Source organism: Micromonospora sp. NPDC047644, assembly GCF_040704315.1.
GTDB lineage: Bacteria > Actinomycetota > Actinomycetes > Mycobacteriales > Micromonosporaceae > Micromonospora.
In genome coordinates, this window is sequence record NZ_JBEYSY010000005.1 from 96,771 (window position 1) to 119,728 (window position 22,958).

The following is a 22,958-nucleotide window of genomic DNA, read 5'->3' on the forward strand; positions in this document are numbered from 1 at the left end:
TCCGTCGCCGCCCGGGAGCGGCCCGAAGGGTGAAACTACCTTACGGACCAGGTCTGATCCCTATCGGTGGTCAAGGAGCAGCGGTGAGCGAGCACGGCGGGGCCGGGCAGCACGGGCGGAATGACCGCAGCGGCGTCGGGGTGTCCGGAATCGGGGAGTTCGGGCTGATCGGGAAGATCACCGCCCGGCTGTCGTACGGGCCGACGACCCTGCTCGGCCCGGGCGACGACGCGGCGGTGGTGGCCGCGCCGGACGGCCGGGTGGCGGCCTCCACCGACGTACTGGTCGACGGGCGGCACTTCCGACGGGACTGGTCCTCGGCCCGCGACGTGGGGCACCGGGCGGCAGCCGCCAACCTGGCGGACATCGCGGCGATGGGCGCCACGCCGACCGCCCTGCTGGTCGCTCTCTGCATGCCGGCGGATCTGGACACCGCCTGGGCGGAGGAGTTGGCCGACGGGCTCGCCGCGGAGGCGGCGACGGTCGGCGCGAGCGTCGTCGGCGGGGACATGTCGGCCAGCCCCACCCTGACCGTCGCGGTCACCGCGCTGGGCGACCTGGGGGGCCGTCCGCCCGTGCTGCGCTCGGGCGCCCGACCTGGGGACGTGCTCGCTCTGGCCGGGCGCACCGGGTACGCGGCGGCCGGGCTGACCGTGCTGACCCGGGGCTTCCGTACACCCCGGCTGCTGGTCGAGGCGTACCGGCGACCGCAGGTGCCCTACCAGGCCGGCCCGCAGGCCGCACAGCTCGGCGCCACCTCCATGATCGACGTCTCGGACGGGCTCCTCGCCGACCTCGGGCACGTCTCGGCGGCCAGCGGGGTGGCGATCGACGTGCGCCGCGACGGGTTCGAGGTGCCCCGGCAGATGGCCGACGCGGCGCAGGCGCTCGGCGTCGACCCGTACACCTGGATTCTCGCCGGTGGCGACGATCACGCGCTGGCCGCGACCTTCCCCCCGGCGGTGGCGTTGCCGCCGGGCTGGCAGCCGATCGGCCTGGTCACCGACGGTGGCGGTGTGACGGTCGACGGCGTCGCCTACGACGGCCCGGCCGGCTGGGACCACTTCCGGTAAGGCCCTCGCGCCGCCGTACCCTGATACCGTGAGTGAGATCGAGATCCGGGCGGTGCGGTTCGACGCACCGGTGGCGCAGCACCTGATCCATGCCGCACTGGCCGACCTCGGTGCCCGTTACGGCGGCACCGGCGACGACACCCCGGTCGACGCGGCCGAGTTCGAGCCGCCCGATGGCGCGTTCCTGGTGGCCTACCTGGCCGGTGAGCCGGTCGGCTGCGGTGGCTGGCGCAGCCACGGCGCGGACAGCGCGGAGCTGAAGCGGATGTACACGGCCCCGGCGGCACGGGGGCGCGGGGTGGCCCGGGCGGTGCTGGCGGCCGTCGAACGCTCCGCCCGCGAGCACGGCCGCAAGCGGGTGGTCCTGGAGTGCGGTGACAAGCAGCCCGAGGCGATCGCCATGTACGGCTCCGCCGGGTACGAACGGATCCCGAACTTCGGCTTCTACAAGGACGCGGAGGGCTGCGTCTCCTTCGGCCGTACCCTCTGACCTGCTCGCCGGGGACCTGGGCGTGCCCAGGCCCCGGGCGGTGTGCGGCATCTGCCCGGGAACACGACTCAGCCGGCGGACCCTCGGGGTCCGCCGGCTGAGCCGAACGAAAGGTGGGTGCTACCGCGTCAGGCGCGGGTGACCTTGCCGGCCTTGATGCACGAGGTGCAGACCTTCAACTTCTTGGTGTTGCCGCCACCGGCCGGGGTACGCACCGACTGGATGTTCGGGTTCCAGCGGCGGTTGGTCCGCCGGTGCGAGTGGGACACGTTGTGGCCGAAGCCCGGTCCCTTGCCACAGACGTCGCACACGCTAGCCACGGGATACTCCTGGGATTGATACGTTCATGAGGTCGCCGGCAGGTGCTGCCCGGGCAACCTGGTCAGGTTACCCGATGACTCGCCGACCCGGCCAACCGGCCCGGTCCGGCGCTCGCCCGTGCCCCGGCTCACGCCTGGTCGTGGGCCCGTCCGCCCTGCGGCGGGCCGGCCCGGCGGCAAGGGTACCGGAGGTGCTCGTCCCCGCCGCGGCCAGCGCCGCACGGGCCCCGCGAGAGCCTGCGGCCTACGCCGCCCGGGGCCGGCGAGGACACGCCGGACGAGTCCGACGGGTGTCGGTGTGCGCCAGTAGGCTTCTGCCCGTGCTGGACACCCTCGACGCCGCCGCGGTCCGCCGCTGGTGCGCGAGCGGGCTGGCCGCACTGAAGCGCCACCAGGGCGAGATCGACCAGCTCAACGTCTATCCGGTGCCCGACGGTGACACCGGCACCAACCTGGTGCTCACCCTCACCTCGGCGCAGCAGGCCCTCGCCATGGATCTGGACACGCTCCCGCACAGCGGGCCCACAGCGCACGGGCACGCGCTGCGGCTGATGGCCCAGGGAGCGCTGCTCGGCGCGCGGGGCAACTCCGGGGTGATCCTCTCGCAGATCCTGCGTGGCCTCGCCGACCAGGTCGCCGGGGTGCCGGCGGTGCGTGGCCGGGAGTTGGCCGCCGCGCTGCGCTGCGGCACCACCGCCGCGTACACGGCGGTCTCCCGGCCGGTCGAGGGCACCCTGCTCACCGTGATCGCGGCCGCCGCCGCCGCGGCCGAAGGCGCGGACAGCGACGACCTGCCGGCGGTGGCCGGGGTCGCGGCCCGAGCGGCGGCCGAGGCGCTCGCCCGGACCCCGGAGCAGTTGCCGGCGCTGGCCCGCGCGGGTGTGGTCGACGCCGGTGGCCGGGGGCTCTGCGTGTTGCTCGACGCCCTGGTCGAGGTGCTGACCGGGGAGAGCGCGGCAGGTCCCGCGCCGGCACCGCGCCCCGCCCGCCCGGCGGCCACCGTCGCCCGCGAGACCGGTTCGGGCGAGTACGCGTACGAGGTGCAGTTCCTGCTCGACGCCCACGCCGAGGCGGTCGACGGGCTGCGGCGGGCCCTCGACGCCCTGGGCGACTCGCTGGTCGTCGTCGGCGACGGGCGTGAGCCGGAGGGCACCTGGAACGTGCACGTGCACGTCAACGACGTGGGCGCGGCGGTGGAGGCGGGTGTCGCCGCCGGCCGCCCGTACCGCATCTCGGTCACCCGTTTGGCCGACCAGCAAGAGTCGCCCCCCGGCCCGGTGGTGGCCGGCCGGGCCGCGGTGGTGGTGGCCACCGGCGGCGGCATCGCCGACCTGTTCGCCGCGGAGGGCGCGACCGTCGTGCCTGGCAACCCGTCCACCGGTGAGTTGCTCGACGCCGTCCGCGGCACCGGCGCGGCCCGGGTGGTGGTGCTGCCCAACGACGCCAACACCGAGGCGGTGGCGAGCGCCGCCGCCCGCGAGGCCCATCGGTACGGCATCAAGGTGAGCGTGGTGCCGACCCGCTCGCCGGTGCAGGCCCTGGCGGCGCTCGCGGTCCGCGACGGCGACCGCCGTTTCGAGGACGACGTCATCGCGATGGCCGAGGCGGCTGGGGCCTGCCGGTACGCCGAGGTCTGCCATGCCAGCCGGGAGGCGCTGACCGTGGCCGGCCCGTGCCGTCCCGGTGACGTGCTGGCGCTGGTGGAGGGGGAGGTGCACCTGATCGGCACCGACCTCACCGACACCTGCGCGGCGGTGGTCGACCGGATGCTCGGTGGTGGCGGCGAGATGGTCACCCTGCTGGCCGGGGTGGACGCTCCGGCCGGGCTCACCGACGCCGTCCGCGCGCACGTCGCGCGACGCTGGCCGTTCGTCGAGGTGCACGCGTACCCGGGCGGTCAGCCGTTTTATCCGCTCCTGGTAGGGATCGAATGAGCGAACCAGCCACCGTGGACACTCCGCTGAAGAAGCTGGTCGGGGACAAGACAGCGAAGGCGCTGGCCTCGCACCTCGACCTGCACACCGCGGGTGACCTGGTCTACCACTTCCCGCGTCGCTACGACGAGCGCGGCGAACACACCGACATCCGCTCACTGGACGTCGGTGAGCAGGTCACCGTCATGGCCCAGGTGCAGCGCACCACCGTGCGCCCGATGCGTCAGCGGCGGGGCAACCTGCTCGAGGTGACCGTCGGCGACGGCTCCGGCGGGGTGCTGACGTTGACCTTCTTCGGCAACCAGGCGTGGCGCGAGCGCGAGCTGCGCCCGGGTCGGTGGGGTCTGTTCGCCGGCAAGGTCACCGAGTTCCGCAGCAAACGGCAGCTCAACGGCCCGGAGTACGTCCTGCTCGGTGAGGGCGGCGACGGCGAGGCGGCGATCAGCGAGGACATCGAGGAGTTCGCCGGGGCGCTGATCCCGGTCTACCCGGCCGCCGCGGCCGTGCCGACCTGGGTGATCGCGCGCTGCGTGCGCGTCGTACTGGACACGTTCACCCCGCCGGACGATCCACTGCCGAGCGCCGTGCGGGCCGGCCGCAAGCTCGTCGGGCTGGGCGTCGCGTTGACCGAGATCCACCGGCCGTCCAGCAAGGAGGCGCTGCACCAGGCGCGGCGGCGCCTCAAGTGGGACGAGGCTTTCGCCGTCCAGGTGACCCTGGTGCAGCGCAAGCACCGGGCGGCCGACTGGCCGGCCCGGCCCCGCCCGGCGCGTCCGGACGGGCTGTTGGAGGCCTTCGACGCCCGACTTCCGTACGAGCTGACGGCCGGTCAGCGGGAGGTCGGTGTGGAGATCGCCGCTGACCTGGCCACAGCGCACCCCATGCACCGCCTGTTGCAGGGCGAGGTGGGTTCGGGCAAGACGGTGGTGGCGCTACGGGCGATGCTCCAGGTGGTCGACGCGGGTGGGCAGGCCGCGCTGCTGGCGCCGACCGAGGTGCTGGCCGCCCAACACCACCGCGGCATGCTCGACCTGCTCGGGCCGCTCGGGCGGGCCGGTGAGCTGGGCTCCGCCGAGCACGCCACCCGGGTCGAGTTGGTCACCGGCTCGCTCGGCGCGGCGGCCCGCCGTCGGGCGCTCGGCGAGGTGGCCAGCGGTGCCGCCGGCATCGTGCTCGGCACCCACGCCCTGCTCTACGAGGGGGTCGACTTCGCCGATCTCGGCCTGGTGGTGGTCGACGAGCAGCACCGCTTCGGCGTGGAGCAGCGCGACGCCCTGCGCGCCAAAGCCGACCAGCCGCCGCACGTGCTGGTGATGACGGCCACCCCGATCCCGCGCACGGTGGCGATGACCGTCTACGGCGACCTGGAGGTCTCCACGCTCTCCCAGCTGCCCCGGGGGCGGTCGCCGATCGCCTCGCACGTGGTGCCGGCCGCCGAGAAGCCCGCCTACCTGGACCGGGCCTGGCGTCGGCTGCGCGAGGAGGTGACCGCCGGCCACCAGGCGTACGTGGTGTGTCCCCGGATCGGTGACGGTCCCACGTCCGACGAGGAGCCGCCAGCCGAGGACGACAACGGCCGTCGGCCGCCGCTGGCGGTGACCGAGGTGGCCCCGCTGCTGGCCGAGGGTCCGCTGCGCGGCCTGCGGATCGGGGTGCTGCACGGTCGCCTGCCGGCCGACGAGAAGGACGCGGTGATGCGTTCCTTCGCGGCCGGTGACCTGGACGTGCTGGTGGCGACCACAGTGATCGAGGTCGGCGTGGACGTGCCGAACGCGACAGTGATGATCGTGCTGGACGCCGACCGGTTCGGTGTCTCCCAACTGCACCAGTTGCGGGGCCGGGTCGGCCGGGGCGCCGCCGCCGGGCTGTGCCTGCTGGTCAGCGAGGCGGCCGAGGGTTCGTCGGCGCGGGAACGGTTGGACGCGGTGGCGTCCACGAGCGACGGTTTCAAGCTCGCCGAACTGGATCTGGAGCAACGCCGCGAGGGCGACGTGCTGGGTGCCACCCAGTCCGGGCACCGCTCGCACCTGCGGTTGCTGTCCCTGCGGCGCGACGCCGACCTGATCCGCGACGCCCGCGCCGAGGCGATCACCCTGATCGAGGACGACCCGGAGCTGGCCCGCAGCCCGGCACTGGCCGCGTCGGTGGCCGCACTGGTGGACGAGGACCGCGCGGAGTACCTGGAGAAGGGCTGACCACGCAAGCCATCACATGGCTGAGGGCGCGCCGACCGGGTGGTCGACGCGCCCTCAGCTGTCGGAGCGGGTTGTCTCAGGCGGTGAAGCGGACCCGACGACGACGGGCCACCACGAACAGGGCGGCACCGGCGGCCAGCAGCACCACGGCACCGGCGATGATGCCGCCGGTGGCGGCACCGGTCAGCGGCAGAGCCGGCTCGTCCTTGCCGCCACCCTGACCCGGGGCGCAGTCGGCCGGCTGCTCCCAGGCGATCGGCTCGGTGTCGTCGAGGCCCTCGGCCGCCGGCGTGACGACGAGACCCTCGGTCGCGTCGAAGGAGACGGAGCCGGTCTCGCCCGGCTTGACGACCAGCGTCTTCACCTCGCCCTTGTTCGGGGTCAGGGTGAGCGTGACGGTCTCACCGTCGGCGGGGTTCTCGATCGCGAAGGTCAGCTTGTCGCAGGTCGACTCGACCGAGCCCACCGGCTCCGCCGGAGCCGGGGTGGCAGTCGGGGTCGGGCTCTGGGTCGGAGGCTGGCTCGGCGACGGCGAGGCGACAGTGGGGGTCGGGGTGGGGGTCGCCGACGGAGTGGCGGTCGGCGTCGGGCTGCTCGGCGAGGGCGTGGCCTCTGCCGCGCAGGTGCCCTTCGGCTCGGCGGCCACGGTCCGCGACTCGCTCACGATCCGGTCGTCGCGCACCCAGCGGGCCTCGACGGTCAGCTCGACCGTCGGCCGCTTCTGGTCGAAGCGGTAGGCCTGGGTGCCGGTGAGGAAACCCTCGCCCTTCGCCGGGAGAGTGGCGTCCTGCGCCAGGCCGCCGGTGAAGTCGGCCGGAACGGTCGACTTCAGCGTGGTGATCTTCGCGGTGATGTTCTCGCTGTTGCCGACCGTCCAGGTCACCTTGACCTGGCCGTCGGAGGTCAGGCAGTAGGTGCCGGAGGGCTCGGGGTGGTGGGCACTCGCGGGGCTCGCGAGGACGCCGACGCCGGCGATGCCGATCAACGCGCCCGCGGCGATGGCCGCTACGCGCCGGAACGGAGACTTGGGAGGGTTCACGCCTGCTCCTGGTGAGGGGGGTACGGATCGCGTGGCGGAAGGCCGGGAGGCATCGTGACCGGGGAGTCACTGCTCACCGGGGCGTCGCGCGACGCGGTGGTGTTCCCGCGGCGAAAGCGGGGACAGGGGGAGACTGTACTGATGGGTGGTTAATGAGGGGAGTTCAGATCATTGCCATCCGGCAATGTAGTCGATTCGTGATCTTTGATATACCGAAGGTGCCGGTCCGGTCACTGGGGACGGTCCGCCCCGCTCCGGCTCCACGGTGGATGCCGCTGCGTCGAGGCTGCTCAGGTGCCCCCGTCGTTGCCGGCCGGCCCGCTCCCCGGATCCGTGCCGTGCGGACCGGGTCCGCGCCGCATCGCGTAGCGTCGCGGGCATGAGCAGGAGGAAACGGTGACCCGGATCGTGGCCGGGACGCTCGGTGGCCGGCGGATCGCCGCGCCACCCGGCGCCGGCACCCGACCCACCTCGGACCGGGTTCGGGAGGCGCTGTTCAGTGCCGTCCAGGCCGCTGTCGATCTCGATGGCGCCCGCTTCGCGGACCTGTACGCCGGCTCCGGCGCGGTCGGCCTGGAGGCGCTCTCCCGAGGCGCCCGGCACGTGTTGCTGGTCGAGTCCGATCCGCGGGCGGCCCGGGTGATCCGGGAGAACGTGGCGGCTCTCCGTGCGGGTCCGGCGGCCCGTCTGGTCACCGGCAAGGTGGCGACTGTGCTGGCCGCCGGGCCGGACGACGGGCCGTACGACGTGGTCTTCGCCGACCCGCCGTACGCGGTGCCGGACGAGGAGATCACCGCGCTGTTGGCCGCGCTGGTCGACGGCGGCTGGCTGACGCCCGACGCGTTGGTGGTGGTGGAGCGGTCCCGCCGCACCAGGGAGTTCGACTGGGTGGAGGGGATCACCGCCGAGCGCAGTCGCCGTTACGGCGAGACCACCCTTTGGTACGGTCGCCGATCATGAGACGTGCGGTGTGCCCCGGTTCGTTCGATCCGGTCACCAACGGACACCTCGACATCATCGGGCGGGCCAGCCGGCTCTTCGACGAGGTGATCGTCGGTGTGCTGGTGAATCAGTCGAAGAGTGGCCTGTTCACCGTCGAGGAGCGCATCGAGATGCTCCGCGAGGTGACCTCGTCGTACGGCAACGTACGGGTCGAGTCGTTCCGGGGGCTGCTGGTGGACTTCTGCCGGGCGCAGCAGGCCAGTGTGCTGATCAAGGGCCTGCGGGCGGTCAGCGACTTCGACTACGAGTTGCAGATGGCCCAGATGAACATCGGTCTGGCCGGCGTCGAGACGCTCTTCATGCCGACCAACCCGCTCTACTCGTTCCTCTCGTCGAGTCTGGTCAAGGACGTGGCCAAGTGGGGCGGCGACATCTCCGCCCACGTCCCGGACCCGGTCCGCGAAGCCCTCCAGGCCCGCCTCGCCCCCCGCCACTGAACGAACCCCGGCCGCCTTCCACCTCCCACCTTCGCGATCTTGCACTTGCGGTGCCCGCAACGCCTTTTTCGTCATGGTTTGACGGGACGGAAAGTGCAAGATCGGCGCGGTGGGAGCCGCGGGTGACTATGTCGCGACTCGCCGGGTTGGGGTGAGTGGGGCGGTGGTGGGGCCGGCACGACATGATTGGTGGCGCGGGGAACGGCCGTAGCCCGCATCATGGAGGTCGGCCGACGAACGACAGGAGTGAGGTAGCCGGTGGACCCGCTCGATCGCATCGAAGAACTGATCGCCATCCTGGAGCAGGCCCGCTCCGTCCCGATGTCGCGCAACAACTGCATGGTCGACCGGGGTGAGATGATCGCTGCCCTCGATGAGATGCGTGCCGATCTCCCCGCCGACCTGCGTCGCGCCGCCGCGCTCCTCGAGGAGCGGGACAAGATCATGGACGCCGGCAAGCGCGAGGCGGACCGGATCATCAGCGAGGGTGAGGCAGAACACGCCCGCCTGGTCTCGGTGAACGAGATCACCGTGTCGGCCGAGCACGAGGGCGCCCGGATCATCGGCGAGGCCCGCGCCGAGGCGCAACGCCTGCGTGAGGAGGTCGACGACTACGTCGACACCGCGCTGGCCAACTTCGAGCAGTTCCTCACCCGGGCGCTGGCCTCGATAGAGCGCGGCCGGGACAAGATGCACGCGCTGCGGGAGATCGGCACCTTCGCTGGGGATGAGGCCGAACGCCCGCTACCCTTCTGAGCGGCACCTCACCAGCCGACTTCTCAGGCGGGCGTCGCCCCCGGTTCGACGGTCCGGCGGTCGTCCAGGTAACCTTTTTTGTCGGCCTCTCACCGGCCGGAGTCTAACTATGCCCAAGCACTCGCCATCGACACTCAACCCCAGGTCGCCGCTGGTCCTCGACACGAGGGAACTGCCGCGTCGCCCTGGCGCGTTGCGTGAGGTCCGGCGGGTCGTGCCGGCACCGGCGGACCTCGGTGTGGAGTTGATCGGCGTGCCGGAGGGCGCGGACCTCGACCTCGATCTGAGGTTGCAGTCGGTGTCCGAGGGCGTGCTCGTCTCCGGGACCATCACCGGTCCCGTCCGGGGTGAGTGCGGCCGTTGCCTGCGCGAGATCAACGACTCGATGGGCGTGACGATCCAGGAGCTGTACGCGTACGAGGACAGCACCACGGACGCCACGACCGACGAGGACGAGGTGGGCCGGATGCAGGGCGATCTGATCGACCTGGAGCCGGCGCTGCGGGACGCGTTGGTGCTCACGCTGCCGACCAACCCGCTCTGCCGGGAGGACTGCCCAGGACTGTGCCCCGAATGCGGGGCGCACTGGGACGATCTGCCGGCCGACCACAGTCACCAGCAGATCGACCCGCGTTGGGCGGGCCTGTCGCAACTGACCGTTACAGAGGAGTAAGAACCGTGGCCGTCCCGAAGCGCAAGATGTCGCGCAGCAACACCCGGTCCCGCCGGGCGAACTGGAAGGCGACAGTGGTCGCGACCGTCGCGTGCCCGCAGTGCAAGTCCCCGAAGCTGCCGCACGCCGCCTGCTCCGTCTGCGGCACCTACAACGGCCGCCAGGTTCTCGAGGTCTGACCTGGACGCCGAGTGACGCCCCCGACCTCAGGTCGGGAGGCGCGCGCATCCTGGCATTCGCCCGGTGCCCCGGCTCCCTCCGACGCCGGCCGGTCCAACCCGGCCGGCGTTCCGGTGGAGCCGGGCACCGCGCGGATCGCCGTTGACCTCCTCGGCGGGGACGACGCTCCCGCCGTCGTGGTTGACGGCGCTCTGCGGGCCATGCGCGCCGACCCCGACCTGCACCTGCTTCTCGTCGGTCCGACCGAGGTCGCCGACGAGCTGATCGCTGCCCTCGATCCCACGCAACGCGCCAGGATCACGGTGCGACCCGTGCGCGATGTCGTCGGCATGGCCGACCATCCCAGCGCCGCCCGCTCCGAGAGCACCGTCCGGGCCGCGGTCACCGCCGTCCGGGACGGGACCGCCGATGCCCTGGTCTCCGCCGGTGCCACCGGTGCCACCGTCACCGCGGCCGTACTCGGCCTCGGCCGTTCGCCGGAGATCCGCCAACCCGCGCTGGCCGCCACCCTGCCCGCCGTGGCCGGTCCGGTCGTGTTGCTCGACGTCGGCGGTTCCCTGGAACCCCGCCCGGCGACCCTCGCCCGCCACGCCGTGCTCGGCGCCGCGTACGCGGCGGTGGCCCACTCGATCGCCGCGCCCCGGGTCGGGCTGCTCTCGGTCGGCACCGAGGCCGGAAAGGGTGACCGGGTCCGCCGCGCCACCGACCCCCTGCTGGCCGTCGAACCGCTGCCCGGCGGGGCGCGCTACGTCGGCCTGGTCGAAGGGTTCGACGTGGCCCTCGGCGCGCGCGCCGATGTGGTCGTCACCGACGGCTTCACCGGTAACGTGCTGCTCAAGGCCATTGAGGGCGCGTACGCGATGGCCGGCGGCCCACCTGCCCAGGGCGGCGCGCCCCGCGCGGCGGCCCTGCTGGGCGTCGCGGGGACGGTGGTCGTCTGTCACGGGTCCGCCCGCGCCGACGACGTCGCCTCCGGCATAGCTCTCGCCGCCCACCTGTGGCGGCGGCGCGCCACCGATCTGGTCTCCGCGTTGCTCGACCGCAACGCCGCGACCGGTCGCACCGACCGCTCCACCGACACCGAGGTACGCACATGAGCAACGACAAGCGGCGGCGGGCGTCCGTCGGTCACCTGGAAGCCGCCTTCGGAGTAAGCCTGGAACCCGAGCTGCTCCAGCGCGCGTTGACCCACCGGTCGTACGCGTACGAGAACGGCGGGCTGCCGACCAACGAGCGGCTGGAGTTCCTCGGCGACTCGGTGCTCGGCGTGGTGATCACCACGGCGCTGTTCCACAACCACCCGGATCTGCCCGAGGGGCAGTTGGCCAAGTTGCGGGCCAGCGTGGTCAACATGCGGGCGCTCGCCGACGTGGCGCGCGGTCTGGGCCCGGACGGGCTCGGCGCGTACCTGCTGCTCGGCAAGGGTGAGGAGACGACCGGCGGTCGGGACAAGGCGAGCATCCTCGCCGACACGCTGGAGGCGCTGCTCGGCGCGATCTACCTCCAGTACGGCCTGGACACCACGGGGATCGTCATCCACCGGCTCTTCGACCCGCTGATGGCCGAGTCGGCCGGTCGTGGGGCCGCGCTGGACTGGAAGACCAGTCTCCAGGAGCTGACGGCGGCGCTCGGTCTCGGCGTCCCGGAGTACCGGATCGAGGGCACCGGCCCGGACCACCTCAAGACGTTCACCGCCTGGGTGGTCGTTGCCGGCAACCGGTACGGCGGCGCGGAGGGGCGCAGCAAGAAGGAGGCCGAGCAGCGGGCCGCCGAGGCCGCCTGGCGGACGCTCGCCGAGCAGAACGGCCAGAACGGCGACGGCGGCCAGGACGGCCAGAACGGCGACGGCAGCCAGGGTGGTCAGGACGGCGACCCCGGCCGGGGCCAGCCGGCCGACCGGGACGACTCGGCCGATCGGGGCGAGTCGTTCGGGCCGCTGGAGAGCGCCGAGCGGGCGGCGCAGGCCGAGCAGGCCGACCACCTGGCGCAGGCCCTGCCGGCCGGGGGCGCCGACGGTCACGAGACGGGTGGCCCGCGTGCCTGAGCTGCCCGAGGTGGAGACCGTCCGGCAGGGGGTGGCCCAGTGGGTCGTCGGCCGCCGGATCGCCTCGGTCGAGGTTCGTCATCCGCGTGCGGTCCGCCGGCACGCTCCCGGCGACGTGCACTTCGCCGACGTGCTCGCCGGCCGGACGGTGCTGGACGCCCGCCGTCGCGGCAAGTACCTGTGGCTGCCACTGGACAGCGGTGACGCGATCGTCGGGCACCTCGGCATGTCGGGTCAGCTACTGCTCCAGCCCCCCGGCACGACCGACGAGACCCACCTTCGGGTCCGGTTCCGGTTCAGCGACGACGGTCCGGAGCTGCGCTTCGTCGACCAGCGCACGTTCGGCGGGCTCTCGGTGAGCGAGGGCGGCGCCGAGTTGCCCGACGAAATCGCGCACATCGCCCGCGACCCGATGGACCCGGAGTTCTCCGACGAGGCGTTCGTCGCGGCGCTGCGCCGCCGGCACACCGAGGTGAAGCGCGCGCTGCTCGACCAGACCCTGATCTCCGGGGTGGGCAACATCTACGCCGACGAGGCGCTCTGGCGCGCCAAGCTGCACGGCGGCCGACCCACCGACGCGTTGACCGGCCCGGCCGCGCAGCGTCTGCTCGGCCACGTCCGTGACGTGCTGGCCGAGGCGATCAGCGAGGGCGGCACCAGCTTCGACGCCCTCTACGTGAACGTCAATGGCGAGAGCGGCTACTTCGACCGGGCGCTCAACGCCTACGGCCGCGAGGGCGAGCCGTGCCGTCGGTGTGGCGCGCCGATCCGCCGTGAGGCGTTCATGAACCGGTCCTCGTACAGTTGCCCGCACTGTCAGCCACGGCCCCGGGGTTCCCTTCGGGGATGACCCGGAGCCGGCTCGGGGCGATGCCGGCGGGTCGCGGCCTGGCGCTCGGGGCAGGCCCCCGGTGTACGTCCGAATCGCGGGCCGATGTCCGGCGGACGCACCCCCGCGCCCGGTCCGCCGGTTCCAGGGTGGGCCCGGGTCGATCCCCGATGTGACCGCCTCGTCACGCACCTAGCGTCAGCACCGTTGACAGGGGGTTGACGTGACAGGGGGACCCGAGATGGGCAGAAGACCGGTGACGGTGCGGCTGGCGCGGTGGAGCGCCGAGCATCCGTGGCGGGCGATCGCACTGTGGGCCGTGTTCGTGGCGGTGTGCTTCGTCGGCGGCAACGCCGCCGGAATCAACGAGGCCACCAGCGGTGACCAGGCGATCGGCGAGGCGGGGCGGGCCGGCCTGATCGTCGACGCCGGTAGCTTCGACGACCCGGCCGTGGACAACGTCCTCATCACCGCCCGGGGTGGCGCGTTGGACCCGGCGGCGGCAAAGTCGGCGGCCGACGACGCGGCGGCCCGGCTGCGGACGGTCCCCGGGGTCGCCGGGGTGGGGCAGCCGGTCACCGCGCGGGACGGCTCGGCGCTGCTGCTGCCGATCACCATGTCGGGTGACCCGGAGACGGCCTCGGAGCGGGTGCAGCCGTTGCGGGACGCCACCGCCTCCGTGCAGGCCGCGCACCCCGGGCTTCGCGTCGAGCAGGTCGGCGGACCGTCGATCGGCCAGGCCCTCGACGACACCCTGGGCAAGGACTTCAAGCGCGCCGAGCTGCTCAGCCTGCCGGTCACCCTGGCGATCCTGATCATCGCGTTCGGCGCGTTGATCGCGGCGAGCGTGCCGGTGCTGCTGGCCCTCTCCTCGGTCGCCGCCGCGATGGGTCTGTCCACACTCGCCTCCCACCTGGTGCCGGCCACCGACACCACGGCACCGGTGATCCTTCTGATCGGCATGGCGGTCGGCGTCGACTACTCGCTGTTCTACATCCGTCGAGAGCGGGAGGAACGAGCCAAGGGTCGGTCCGGTCTGGACGCGGTGGAGATCGCCGCGGAGACCTCAGGGCACGCCGTCGTCGTCTCCGGCTTCGCGGTGATCATCTCGATGGCCGGGCTGCTGCTCGCCGGCGACGTCGTCTTCTCGTCCCTCGCCATCGGCTCGATCCTCGTGGTGGCCGTCGCGGTGACCGGCTCACTGACCGTCCTGCCCGCCCTGCTGGCCCGGCTCGGCCGTTGGGTGGACCGGCCCCGGGTGCCGCTGCTCTGGCGACTGACCGCGCCACGTACCGGCCGGCACGGCGAGCCCCGCGCGCCCCGGCTGTGGCCGGCGGTGCTCCGACCCGCGCTGCGCGCCCCGGTGGCGACGCTCGTCATCTCGGTCGGTCTGCTGCTGGCGCTGGCCGCGCCGGCGCTCGGCATGAAGCTGAAGTTCCCCGGCATGGAGGACCTGCCCCGCACGACTCCGGCAATGCAGGCGTACGACCGGCTCACCGCCGCTTTCCCGAGCGCCGGCACCAATCACGTGGTGGCCGTCCGGGCGCCCGCCGACCAGGCCGATCGGGTACGCGCCGCCCTCACCGGCCTGTCCATCCGGGCAGCCGCCGATCCGCTGTTCGCCCCGGCCGAGGCGGACGGACCGAAGATCGAGGTGTCGGCCGATCGGCGGGTCTCGGTGCTGGAGGTTCCCACCCCGTACGCCAGCCGGGACGACCGGTCGGTGCAGTCGCTGGAGAAGCTGCGCGAGGATCTGGTCCCGGCCGAACTGCGGGCCATCCCCGGCATCGAGTACGCGGTGGGCGGGAGCGTCGCCGACAGCGAGGACTACGCCCAGCACGTCCGGGACAAGCTGCCGCTGGTCATGGGCTTCGTGCTGGTGCTGACCTTCCTGGTCATGACGTTCACCTTCCGGTCGGTGGTGATCGCGGCGAGCTCGATCGCGCTGAACCTGCTCTCCGCCGGCGCCGCGTACGGCCTGCTGGTGCTGGTCTTCCAGGGTGAGTGGGCGCAGGGGCTGCTCGGCTTCACCTCGATGGGCGCCATCGTGTCCTGGCTGCCGCTGTTCCTGTTCGTGGTGCTCTTCGGCCTCTCGATGGACTACCACGTCTTCGTGGTCAGTCGGATCCGCGAGGGCGTCCGGTCCGGCCTGCCCAACCGCGACGCCGTGTCGTACGGGATCACGTCGTCGGCCGGGGTGGTGACCAGTGCGGCGATCGTGATGGTCGGGGTCTTCTCGATCTTCGCCACGCTCAGCACGATCGACATGAAGCAGCTCGGCATCGGGCTGGCGGCGGCCATCCTGCTGGACGCCACCATCATCCGGGGCGTGGTGCTGCCGGCCTTGATGACCATGCTCGGCGACGCCAACTGGTGGGCCCCGCGATTCCTGCGCCCCCGCCCGGCCCCCGCCCCCACCGACCCACCCGCCTCCGCCCCGGAACTGGTCCCAGTGCCCTAACCCCCGCCCGCCCCGCTCCCGCCCCCGCTCCCGCCCCGCCCCCGTCCCGCCCCCGCTCCCGCCTCGTCCCCGCCCTGCCCAGCCCACTCAGCCCCACCCCGCCTTCAGCCCGGCGATCTTGCGGTTTCTGTCGCGGCAAAGCGGGAGCAACCCGGCAAAACGGTAACCGAAAGTGCAAGATCGCGGGGCGGGGCAGGGCAGGGCGGGGCGGGGCGGGCGCGGGCGTGGGGCGTAGGGGCGGGGTGGGGTGGGGTTAGGGGAGGGGGCAGGGTTCGCGGGATGCGTCGAGGGTGCGGTCCTTTCGGATGGACGCGAAGCCGTAGCCGACGGTGGTGACACAGAAGTCGTCGGTCGAGCCGGTGTACTCGACGTGGAAGACCGGCTTGCCGGCGTCGCTGAACGGCAGCAGTTTGGCGCACTGGGTCAGCCGGACGCACTCCTCGTTGACGGCGAAGTCGAAGTCCGGGGCCAGCGCGGCGAGCTGTGGCACGTCGTTGACCAGCCCCGGGGAGAGGCTCAGTGAGCGGGCCAGCTCGGCCAGCCGGCGGTTGAACAGCAGTTGGTCGTCGAAGTCGAGCGCAAAGCCGGAGCGCGCCGCGTACCCGTCGGCGTCGAAGAGCGCCACCGCGCCGAAGCCCTTGCCCCGGCAGAGCCGGAACCGGTCGGTCAGCACCGGCCGGAGCGCGTCCCAACTCCGGACGTCCAGCCACCGGCTGTCGGCTCTACGTCCGGCCGCGCCCCGGACGACCTCGGGAAACCGGCTGGCGTCCGGGTCGTCGGAGCGGACCGATCCGACGTGGACCTGGCAGATCAACCGGCGGTCCCGGGAACGCAGGTCGGCGGTCTGTGCGGCGGTGGTGGCCACCGGGTCGAGGAGGAAGACGTGGGCGTCCACCGCCGGGTCGAGCGGGCCGCTGAGCTGCCACTGCCACTGCCAGTGCCGGGCCTGCGCCGCCGGCCACGCGGTGGGCGCACCGGGCGGGGTCAGCGCCGGGCGGCACCCGTACGCCGGTATGACCAGCACGAGCGCGACGCTGGCGGACAGGGCGCGGCGCACTGGGCGTACGGCGACGCGTCGCCGCGGCCGGATCCGCATCGGCAGCTCCCGGGTCCCGGGCGGCCGGTCGCCGCCCGCACCGGTACGCGGCCCCCACGCTCCGGCCCGACGTACCTCACCGGGTCAACGAGCGCGGGGGCGGGAACGACGCGCGGTCAGCGCGGTGCTGCGAAGACCTGCGTCCAGTACGGTCCGTTGCTGTTGGCGATGCCGACGCCGATCTCGGTGAACGCGCAGTTCAGGATGTTGGCCTTGTGGCCGGAGCTGTTCATCCAGGCGTCCATCACCGCGGCGGGGGTCTGCTGGTTCCAGGCCACGTTCTCGCCGTACGTGCGCCAGGTGTAGCCGACCCGGTCCAGGCGGGTGCCGGCGTTGCTGCCGTCGCTGCCGGTGTGCGACATGTTCTTGTTGTCGGCCTGGTCCTGGCTGTGCCGCTGGGCGGCCGTCATCAGCTTGGTGTTGATGCTCAGCGCCTGGCAGCCGGCCTTGGCCCGCTCGGCGTTGACCAGGTCCACGACCTCGCGGGCCTGCGCGCTGACGGTGCCGCTGGAGCCGTTGGAACCGGCGGAGTTGCCGGTGTTGCTCGGCGCGGTGCTGCGTTGGACGCTGCGGCGCGAGGCGGCGGTGCTCCGCGACGCCGCCGGCGTGGGCTTGACGACCTTGGTCGGCGACGGGCTGGGAGAAGCCGGGCTGGGGATGGTCGACGGAGAGGGCGCGGCGAGGGTGTCCAGCACCGGCTCTTCGGTGGGCGCGGCCGGCGTGGCGAAGGAGTCGTCGACTGCCGTCGGCTGAGCGGCCCCGTCGTCACCGCCGGGCAGGGTGAGCGCGCCGACGCCGAAGCTCACCACGAGGGTGGCGGCCGCGGCGGCCCCTCCGATCATCAGTGGGCGGCGCCAGCGGCGTGGGGAGCGGTGCCGTCCCTCACCGGGCCGGCTGGTCTCGGCGGTGCCGTGCCAGCCGTCGGTGGCCGCCGGGTCGGTGTCGGTGTGCCAGCCGCCGGGCGTCTCGGCGCGCCGTCCTCCGGTGGTGTCCTCGGCCGGGTGGCTGTCGCCCCAACCGTGGGTCGCTCCGTCCGGCTGGTACGCCCCCCAGGCGGCGGTGCGGGCGTCGGCCGCCTCGGCGGGGTTCGCCGGGTCCGGTTGCCGGCTGTCGGTGTGCTCCCGGTGCCACTCGTCGCGCGGCTGATCGGGTTCGTCGCCGAAGAGGTAGGCCGAGCGGGGTTCCGGGCGGTCGTGCAGCCAGGCCGGCTCGTCGGTCGGTCCTCCGGCGCGCCGGGGGGCGCCGTTGGGGTCCATCGGATCGGTCCAGCCGTACACGCCTATGCCTCCAGGGGTCGGTTGCGGGCCGGGGTGACGCTACGGCGCGCCTACGACCTGCGGCAACGTGGCTAAGAAAGAGTTAAGGGGAAGTCGGACGCCAGGGTGCGGACTTCCGCGAATCCAGGCGTACAGTAAAGGCGTCCGGACAGAGAGTGTCCGTGCCTTGTGGCAGCCCCCCGACAAGTGGACAGGTCGACGTGGAGATGATCTACGGCCTGCGAGAACTTGACGAAGGAGGGGTTTGCGGCTCAATATATAGGTGTCGCCAGTCGCGCCCGGTCATGCCCAGATACAGCCTGGAATGACAGCCGCGTACAAATGGGCGCGCGTTTGGCCGGCCTTTCCGGCAGCGCATATCAAGGAGTCAGCATGGCGAAGGCCCTCTACGGCCACGTAGGTGCAGCGCCCGACCGGCGTCTGCTCGACGAGGTCACCCGACTGCGTTCCAGGGTTCAGGCGCTGGAGTTCGAGATCACGCGTCTGCGTGCCGACAATGATCGGCTCGCGGCGGCTGCGGCGGAGGCGGATGATCTTCTCCGTCTGGCCGAGCCGGCGTTGACCTGATCTTCACGTCGCAAAAAACTGAATCGCACCACCGCAAAAATGCGCGCCGACACCTGAGTGCCGGCGCGCAACACTGTCCGGCACCTTTTCGGTGCCGACCATTCATGATCTTGCAGCCGATCGTGTGGGAAGCGCGCCGCACAGTTACCGAAAAGCACGTCGGCGGATAAGCCGATCATGAAAGGCGCTTGTCTTTCTCGCGGTCAACCGAACAACAGCGCGAACCCTGTCGACGCGACGCGGGGCGGGTCGCGTGCCGGCCCGCTCACACCGCCGGGTTAGTCTGCGGGTTCACCCAGGTCCCCGCAGCCGGCGACGGTACGGCGGCCACCGGACGAGGATCGAGTAGGTGTATCTCAAGAGCCTGACGGTGAAGGGGTTCAAGTCCTTCGCCTCCGCCACGACGTTGAAGCTGGAGCCCGGGATCACCTGTGTGGTGGGCCCGAACGGCTCGGGCAAGTCCAACGTCGTCGACGCCATCGCCTGGGTCCTCGGCGAGCAGGGCGCCAAGGCCCTCCGTGGCGGCAAGATGGAGGACGTCATCTTCGCCGGCACCGCCGGCCGGGCTCCGCTGGGTCGCGCCGAGGTCACCCTCACCATCGACAACACCGACGGCGCGCTGCCGATCGAGTACACCGAGGTCTCCATCACCCGCCGGATGTTCCGTTCCGGTGAGAGCGAGTACGAGATCAACGGCAACTCCTGCCGGTTGCTCGACATCCAGGAGCTGCTGTCCGACTCCGGCATCGGCCGGGAGATGCACATCATCGTCGGGCAGGGCCGCCTCGACGGCATGCTGCACGCCAAGCCGGAGGACCGCCGGGCGTTCATCGAGGAGGCGGCCGGCGTCCTCAAGCACCGCAAGCGCAAGGAGAAGGCGCTTCGCAAGCTCGACGCGATGCAGGTGAATCTCAATCGCCTGACCGACCTCACGGCGGAGCTGCGTCGTCAGCTCAAGCCGCTGGGCCGGCAGGCCGAGGTGGCCCGCCGCGCCGCCGCCATCCAGGCCAACCTGCGCGACGCCCGGTTGCGGCTGCTCGCCGACGACCTGGCCACCCTGCGGACCACCCTGGACCGGGAGATCGCCGACGAGACCGCGCTGCGCGAGCGGCGCGAGCAGATCGAGGGTGAGCACACCGAGGTGCAGGGTCGGCTCGGCGAGTTGGAGGCCGCCCTCGCCGAGGACGCGCCGCTGCTCGCCGCCGCCCAGGACACCTGGTACAAGCTCTCCGCCCTCCAGGAACGCTTTCGCTCGATCGAGCAGTTGGCCCGGGAGCGGCTGCGGCACCTCAGCGCCACCGGCGACGACGAGCGGCCCGGCCGCGATCCGGACCAGCTGGAAGCCGAGGCGGAACGCGTCCGCGAGCAGGAGGAGGAGCTGCGCGGCGCGCTCACCGACGACCAGATCCGACTGGCTGAGGCGGTCGAGCACCGCCAGGAGTTGGAGCGGCAGTTGGCCGCCGCCGAGCGCGAGCTGGTCGCCGCGGCCAAGGCCATCGCCGACCGGCGCGAGGGCATGGCCCGGCTCACCGGCCAGGTCAACTCCGCCCGGGCCCGGACCACCAGCGCCGGCGAGGAGATCGAACGCCTCGCGATCGCGCACGCCGACGCGCTGGGCCGCGCCGAGCAGGCGCAGGCCGACCTGGACGCGGTCGCCGCCCAGTCCACCGAGGCCGACCGGGACAACGCGGACCTGGACGCCCGGCACGCCGAGGCGGTCGCCGTGCAGGAACGGGCCCAAGCCACCGTCCGATCGCTGTCCGACGCCGAGCGGGCGGCGGAGAAGGACGCCGCCTCCTGGAAGGCCCGCGAGGAGGCGCTCGCCCTGGGGCTGCGGCGCAAGGACGGCGCCGGGGCGCTGCTCGCCCGCGCCGGAGACGTGCCCGGCCTGCTCGGCAGCCTCGCCGGGTTGCTCACCGTCACGCCCGGTCACGAGGCCGCGCTGGCCGCCGCGCTCGGCGGCCTCGCCGACGCCGTCGCCGTCAGTGGGGTGGACGAGGCCGTCGAGGCGATGCGGCTGTTGAAGATCTCCGACGCCGGCCGGGCCGGACTGCTGGTCGGCAGCCCGGCGGGGCCCGGCATGACCGGCTCCGCGGACGCTCTGCGCCCGAAGTTGCCGGACGACGCCCGGTGGGCGCCCGACCTGGTGGAGTGCAGCGCCGAGCTGCGTCCGGCGGTGCACCGGGCCCTGCGGGACGTGGCGCTCGTCGACGATCTGGCCGCCGCCGCCGAGCTGATCGCCAGCAACCCCGAGCTGCGGGCGGTCACCCCGGACGGTGACGTCGTCGGGGCGTACGCGGCGGCGGGCGGGTCGGCCAAGGCTCCCAGTTACATCGAGGTGCAGGCCGCAGTCGAGGAGGCCCGCGCCAACCGGGTCACCGCCGAACGCGCCGGCCTGGAGTTGCGTGATCAGTTGGTCGAGGCGCGCGCCGAGGTGGCGACCGCCAAGGAGGCCGTGCAGCACGCCGCCGCCGAGAAGCGTGAGGCGGAGAGCCACCGCAACGCCGCTGCCCGCCGGCTGGCCGAGCTGGGCGCGGCGGCCCGCTCCGCGAAGGCCGAGACCGACCGGCTCGGCGACTCCCGCTCCCGCGCCGAGGCCGCCCGGCAACGGGACCTCACCGCGCTCGCCGAGTTGGAGGAGCGGCTACGGCTGGCCGAGGAGACCCCGGTCGACGCCGAGCCCTCCAGCGAGGAACGGGATCAATTGGCGGCCATGGTGCCGCAGGCCCGGCAGAACGAGATGGAGGTCCGGCTCGCCGTGCGTACCGCCGAGGAGCGGGTCTCCTCGATCGCCGGCCGGGCCGACTCGCTCGCGCGGCAGGCCACCGCGGAGCGGGCCGCCCGGGAACGCGCGGCGGCCCGCCGGGCCGCCCGCGCCCGGGGTGCGGGCATCGCCCGGTCCGTCGCCGGTGGCGCCCGGGAGGCGCTGACCCGACTGACCACCTCGATCGCGACGGCGGAGGAGCACCGCGACGCGGTCGCCCTGGAGCGCGCCGCGCGGGAGGCGGAGCTTCAGGAGGTACGCGGTGCCGCCAAACGGCTCGGGGCGGAGTTGGAGCGGCTGACCAGCCAGGTGCACCGCGACGAGGTGGCGCGGGCGGAGCAGCGGCTGCGCATCGAGCAGTTGGAGGCGAAGGCCGCCGAGGATTTCGGGCTGGACGTGGAGACGCTGGTCGCCGAGTACGGTCCGACGCAGCCCGTTCCGCCGACCCCGGTGGACGTCGCGACGGCCGAACGTGACGGTCTGCCGGTGCCCGAGCCGGTGCGCTACGAGCGGCCGGTGCAGGAGAAGCGCGCCGCGAAGGCGGAACGCGAACTCGCCCTGCTCGGCAAGGTCAACCCACTCGCGCTGGAGGAGTTCGCCGCGCTGGAGGAGCGTTTCAAGTTCCTCTCCGAGCAGTTGGAGGACCTCAAGGCCACCCGTCGGGACCTGCTCACCGTGGTCAAGGACGTGGACGAGCGGATCCTGGAGGTCTTCGCCAGTGCCTTCGAGGACACCGCCCGGGAGTTCGAGCAGGTGTTCACCGTCCTCTTCCCCGGTGGTGAGGGACGGCTGATCCTCACCGAACCCGACGACCTGCTCACCACCGGCGTCGAGGTGGAGGCCCGCCCGCCGGGCAAGAAGATCAAGCGGCTGTCGCTGCTCTCCGGTGGCGAGCGGTCGCTGACCGCGGTGGCCATGTTGGTGGCGATCTTCCGCGCCCGGCCCAGCCCGTTCTACATCATGGACGAGGTGGAGGCGGCCCTGGACGACGTCAACCTGGGCCGGTTGATCACGTTGATGGCACAGTTGCGCGAGAAGAGTCAGTTGATCGTCATCACGCACCAGAAGCGGACGATGGAGATCGCCGACGCGCTCTACGGCGTGACCATGCGCAGTGGGGTCACCCAGGTGATCAGCCAACGGCTCAACCAGACCGACGAGAACGACCAGCGGCACGGCCGCGGCGAGGAGAACGGGTAGTGGCTCGGGAACGCGCGACGGCGCTCCTGCTGGACTTCGACGGCGTACTGCGCCGGTGGGACCCGGCGGTGGCCGCCGTTGTCGAGCGGGAGTACGGCCTCTCCGAGGGGGTGCTCGGCGAGATCGCCATGCAGTGGGGGCGGCTCCAGCCGGTGCTCACCGGCCAGGTCAACCACGCCGAGTGGGTGAACAGCGTGGCGGACGCCCTGGCCGAGTCGGTGGGCAGCCCGGAACGGGCCCGCGCCGCCGTGGAGCAGTGGCAGAGCTACCGGGGAGAGGTCGACCAGGAGGTGCTGGCGTTCGTTCGGGAGGTCCGTGCGGCGGGCGTCCGGGTCGGGCTGGGCACCAACGCCACCGACCTGCTCGACTCCGACCTGGCCGCGCTCGGCCTGGTCGGCGAGCTGGACGTGGTGGTCAACTCCTCGGTGATCGGCGTGCACAAGCCCGCCCCGGAATACTTCAAGGCCGCCTGCGTGGCCCTGGCCACCCCGCCGGCCCGGGTCCTGTGCGTCGACGACGAGGACTGGGCCGTGCGGGGTGCCCGGTCCGCCGGGTTGTCGGCGCACCGCTGGGGCGGCCACGCCGACCTGCGTTACCTGCGGGCGGCCCTGGACTACTGAG

Annotated in this window: 19 protein-coding genes and 1 pseudogene; 16 read left to right on the forward strand and 4 right to left on the reverse strand. The window is 72.8% G+C overall.

The features are described 5' to 3' along the window. The first annotated feature begins 83 nt into the window (after positions 1-83). The gene (locus AB0877_RS09970; protein ID WP_366608222.1) at positions 84-1,073 is read left to right on the forward strand and encodes a thiamine-phosphate kinase; all 990 of its coding nucleotides are present in this window, start codon (positions 84-86) and stop codon (positions 1,071-1,073) included. 28 nt (positions 1,074-1,101) lie between these two features. After that, positions 1,102-1,563 (forward strand): GNAT family N-acetyltransferase, encoded by a 462-nt coding sequence (locus AB0877_RS09975; protein ID WP_366608223.1) that lies wholly within the window; start codon positions 1,102-1,104, stop codon positions 1,561-1,563. Positions 1,564-1,691: 128 nt separating this feature from the next. Here AB0877_RS09975 and rpmB read toward each other — a convergent pair whose 3' ends face one another. Continuing rightward, on the reverse strand, positions 1,692-1,883 hold the full coding sequence (gene rpmB / locus AB0877_RS09980; protein ID WP_011905179.1) for a 50S ribosomal protein L28: 192 nt from the start codon (positions 1,881-1,883) through the stop codon (positions 1,692-1,694). A 320-nt stretch (positions 1,884-2,203) separates the two neighbouring features. Here rpmB and AB0877_RS09985 point away from each other — a divergent pair, with 320 nt between their 5' ends. Together AB0877_RS09985 and recG are read left to right on the forward strand one after the other, a co-directional pair. Continuing rightward, positions 2,204-3,817 carry a DAK2 domain-containing protein gene (locus AB0877_RS09985; protein WP_366608224.1) on the forward strand — a complete coding sequence of 538 codons (1,614 nt, stop codon included), beginning with the start codon at positions 2,204-2,206 and terminating at the stop codon, positions 3,815-3,817. Beyond that, positions 3,814-6,012 carry an ATP-dependent DNA helicase RecG gene (gene recG, locus AB0877_RS09990; RefSeq protein ID WP_366608225.1) on the forward strand — a complete coding sequence of 733 codons (2,199 nt, stop codon included), beginning with the start codon at positions 3,814-3,816 and terminating at the stop codon, positions 6,010-6,012. The genes AB0877_RS09985 and recG overlap by 4 nt, the downstream gene beginning before the upstream one ends. A 76-nt stretch (positions 6,013-6,088) precedes the next feature. Here the strand turns inward: recG and AB0877_RS09995 are convergent, their stop codons facing one another. Then, complete coding sequence (locus tag AB0877_RS09995; RefSeq protein WP_366608226.1) at positions 6,089-7,051, reverse strand: LPXTG cell wall anchor domain-containing protein; 963 nt, start codon at positions 7,049-7,051, stop codon at positions 6,089-6,091. A 396-nt stretch (positions 7,052-7,447) separates the two neighbouring features. On the opposite strand from AB0877_RS09995, the gene rsmD reads away from it, so the two are divergent. From rsmD to AB0877_RS10040, 9 genes and pseudogenes are all read left to right on the forward strand, one after another. Then, positions 7,448-8,011: a 16S rRNA (guanine(966)-N(2))-methyltransferase RsmD gene (rsmD, locus tag AB0877_RS10000; RefSeq protein WP_366608227.1), complete on the forward strand. Its 564-nt coding sequence runs from the start codon at positions 7,448-7,450 to the stop codon at positions 8,009-8,011. Then, positions 8,008-8,490: a pantetheine-phosphate adenylyltransferase gene (gene coaD / locus AB0877_RS10005; protein ID WP_366608228.1), complete on the forward strand. Its 483-nt coding sequence runs from the start codon at positions 8,008-8,010 to the stop codon at positions 8,488-8,490. Before rsmD ends, coaD begins: the two co-directional genes overlap by 4 nt. 258 nt (positions 8,491-8,748) lie before the next feature. Beyond that, positions 8,749-9,246, forward strand: coding sequence for a hypothetical protein (locus tag AB0877_RS10010; RefSeq protein WP_355005267.1), 498 nt, complete (start codon positions 8,749-8,751; stop codon positions 9,244-9,246). Positions 9,247-9,355: 109 nt separating this feature from the next. Next, the gene (locus tag AB0877_RS10015) at positions 9,356-9,919 is read left to right on the forward strand and encodes a YceD family protein (RefSeq protein WP_366608229.1); all 564 of its coding nucleotides are present in this window, start codon (positions 9,356-9,358) and stop codon (positions 9,917-9,919) included. Between the two features lie 5 nt (positions 9,920-9,924). Further along, entirely contained in the window at positions 9,925-10,098 is a 174-nt protein-coding gene (gene rpmF / locus AB0877_RS10020) for a 50S ribosomal protein L32 (protein ID WP_030335284.1), read from the forward strand. A gap of 114 nt (positions 10,099-10,212) precedes the next feature. Further along, entirely contained in the window at positions 10,213-11,196 is a 984-nt protein-coding gene (locus tag AB0877_RS10025) for a phosphate acyltransferase PlsX (protein WP_366608230.1), read from the forward strand. Beyond that, positions 11,193-11,900: pseudogene (gene rnc, locus AB0877_RS10030) on the forward strand (ribonuclease III); the annotation flags it as partial. The gene AB0877_RS10025 and the pseudogene rnc, both read left to right, overlap by 4 nt. 235 nt (positions 11,901-12,135) lie before the next feature. Continuing rightward, positions 12,136-12,993 carry a bifunctional DNA-formamidopyrimidine glycosylase/DNA-(apurinic or apyrimidinic site) lyase gene (gene mutM, locus AB0877_RS10035; RefSeq protein ID WP_112582008.1) on the forward strand — a complete coding sequence of 286 codons (858 nt, stop codon included), beginning with the start codon at positions 12,136-12,138 and terminating at the stop codon, positions 12,991-12,993. 220 nt (positions 12,994-13,213) lie between these two features. Then, positions 13,214-15,433, forward strand: coding sequence for an MMPL family transporter (locus AB0877_RS10040; RefSeq protein WP_366608231.1), 2,220 nt, complete (start codon positions 13,214-13,216; stop codon positions 15,431-15,433). A gap of 253 nt (positions 15,434-15,686) precedes the next feature. Here AB0877_RS10040 and AB0877_RS10045 read toward each other — a convergent pair whose 3' ends face one another. Further along, entirely contained in the window at positions 15,687-16,529 is an 843-nt protein-coding gene (locus tag AB0877_RS10045; RefSeq protein ID WP_366608232.1) for an endo alpha-1,4 polygalactosaminidase, read from the reverse strand. A 116-nt stretch (positions 16,530-16,645) separates the two neighbouring features. Further along, a complete protein-coding gene (locus tag AB0877_RS10050) occupies positions 16,646-17,806 on the reverse strand; it encodes a CAP domain-containing protein (protein WP_366608233.1) in 1,161 nt (386 codons plus the stop codon). A 372-nt stretch (positions 17,807-18,178) separates the two neighbouring features. Between AB0877_RS10050 and AB0877_RS10055 the strand changes: the two genes are divergently transcribed. The 3 genes from AB0877_RS10055 (at position 18,179) to AB0877_RS10065 (ending at position 22,957) form a co-directional block, all read left to right on the forward strand. Further along, entirely contained in the window at positions 18,179-18,373 is a 195-nt protein-coding gene (locus AB0877_RS10055; protein ID WP_030487463.1) for a hypothetical protein, read from the forward strand. Between the two features lie 349 nt (positions 18,374-18,722). Beyond that, positions 18,723-22,337, forward strand: coding sequence for a chromosome segregation protein SMC (gene smc, locus AB0877_RS10060; protein ID WP_366608234.1), 3,615 nt, complete (start codon positions 18,723-18,725; stop codon positions 22,335-22,337). Next, positions 22,337-22,957 (forward strand): HAD-IA family hydrolase, encoded by a 621-nt coding sequence (locus AB0877_RS10065; protein ID WP_366608235.1) that lies wholly within the window; start codon positions 22,337-22,339, stop codon positions 22,955-22,957. The genes smc and AB0877_RS10065 overlap by 1 nt, the downstream gene beginning before the upstream one ends. Position 22,958 lies beyond the last annotated feature (1 nt).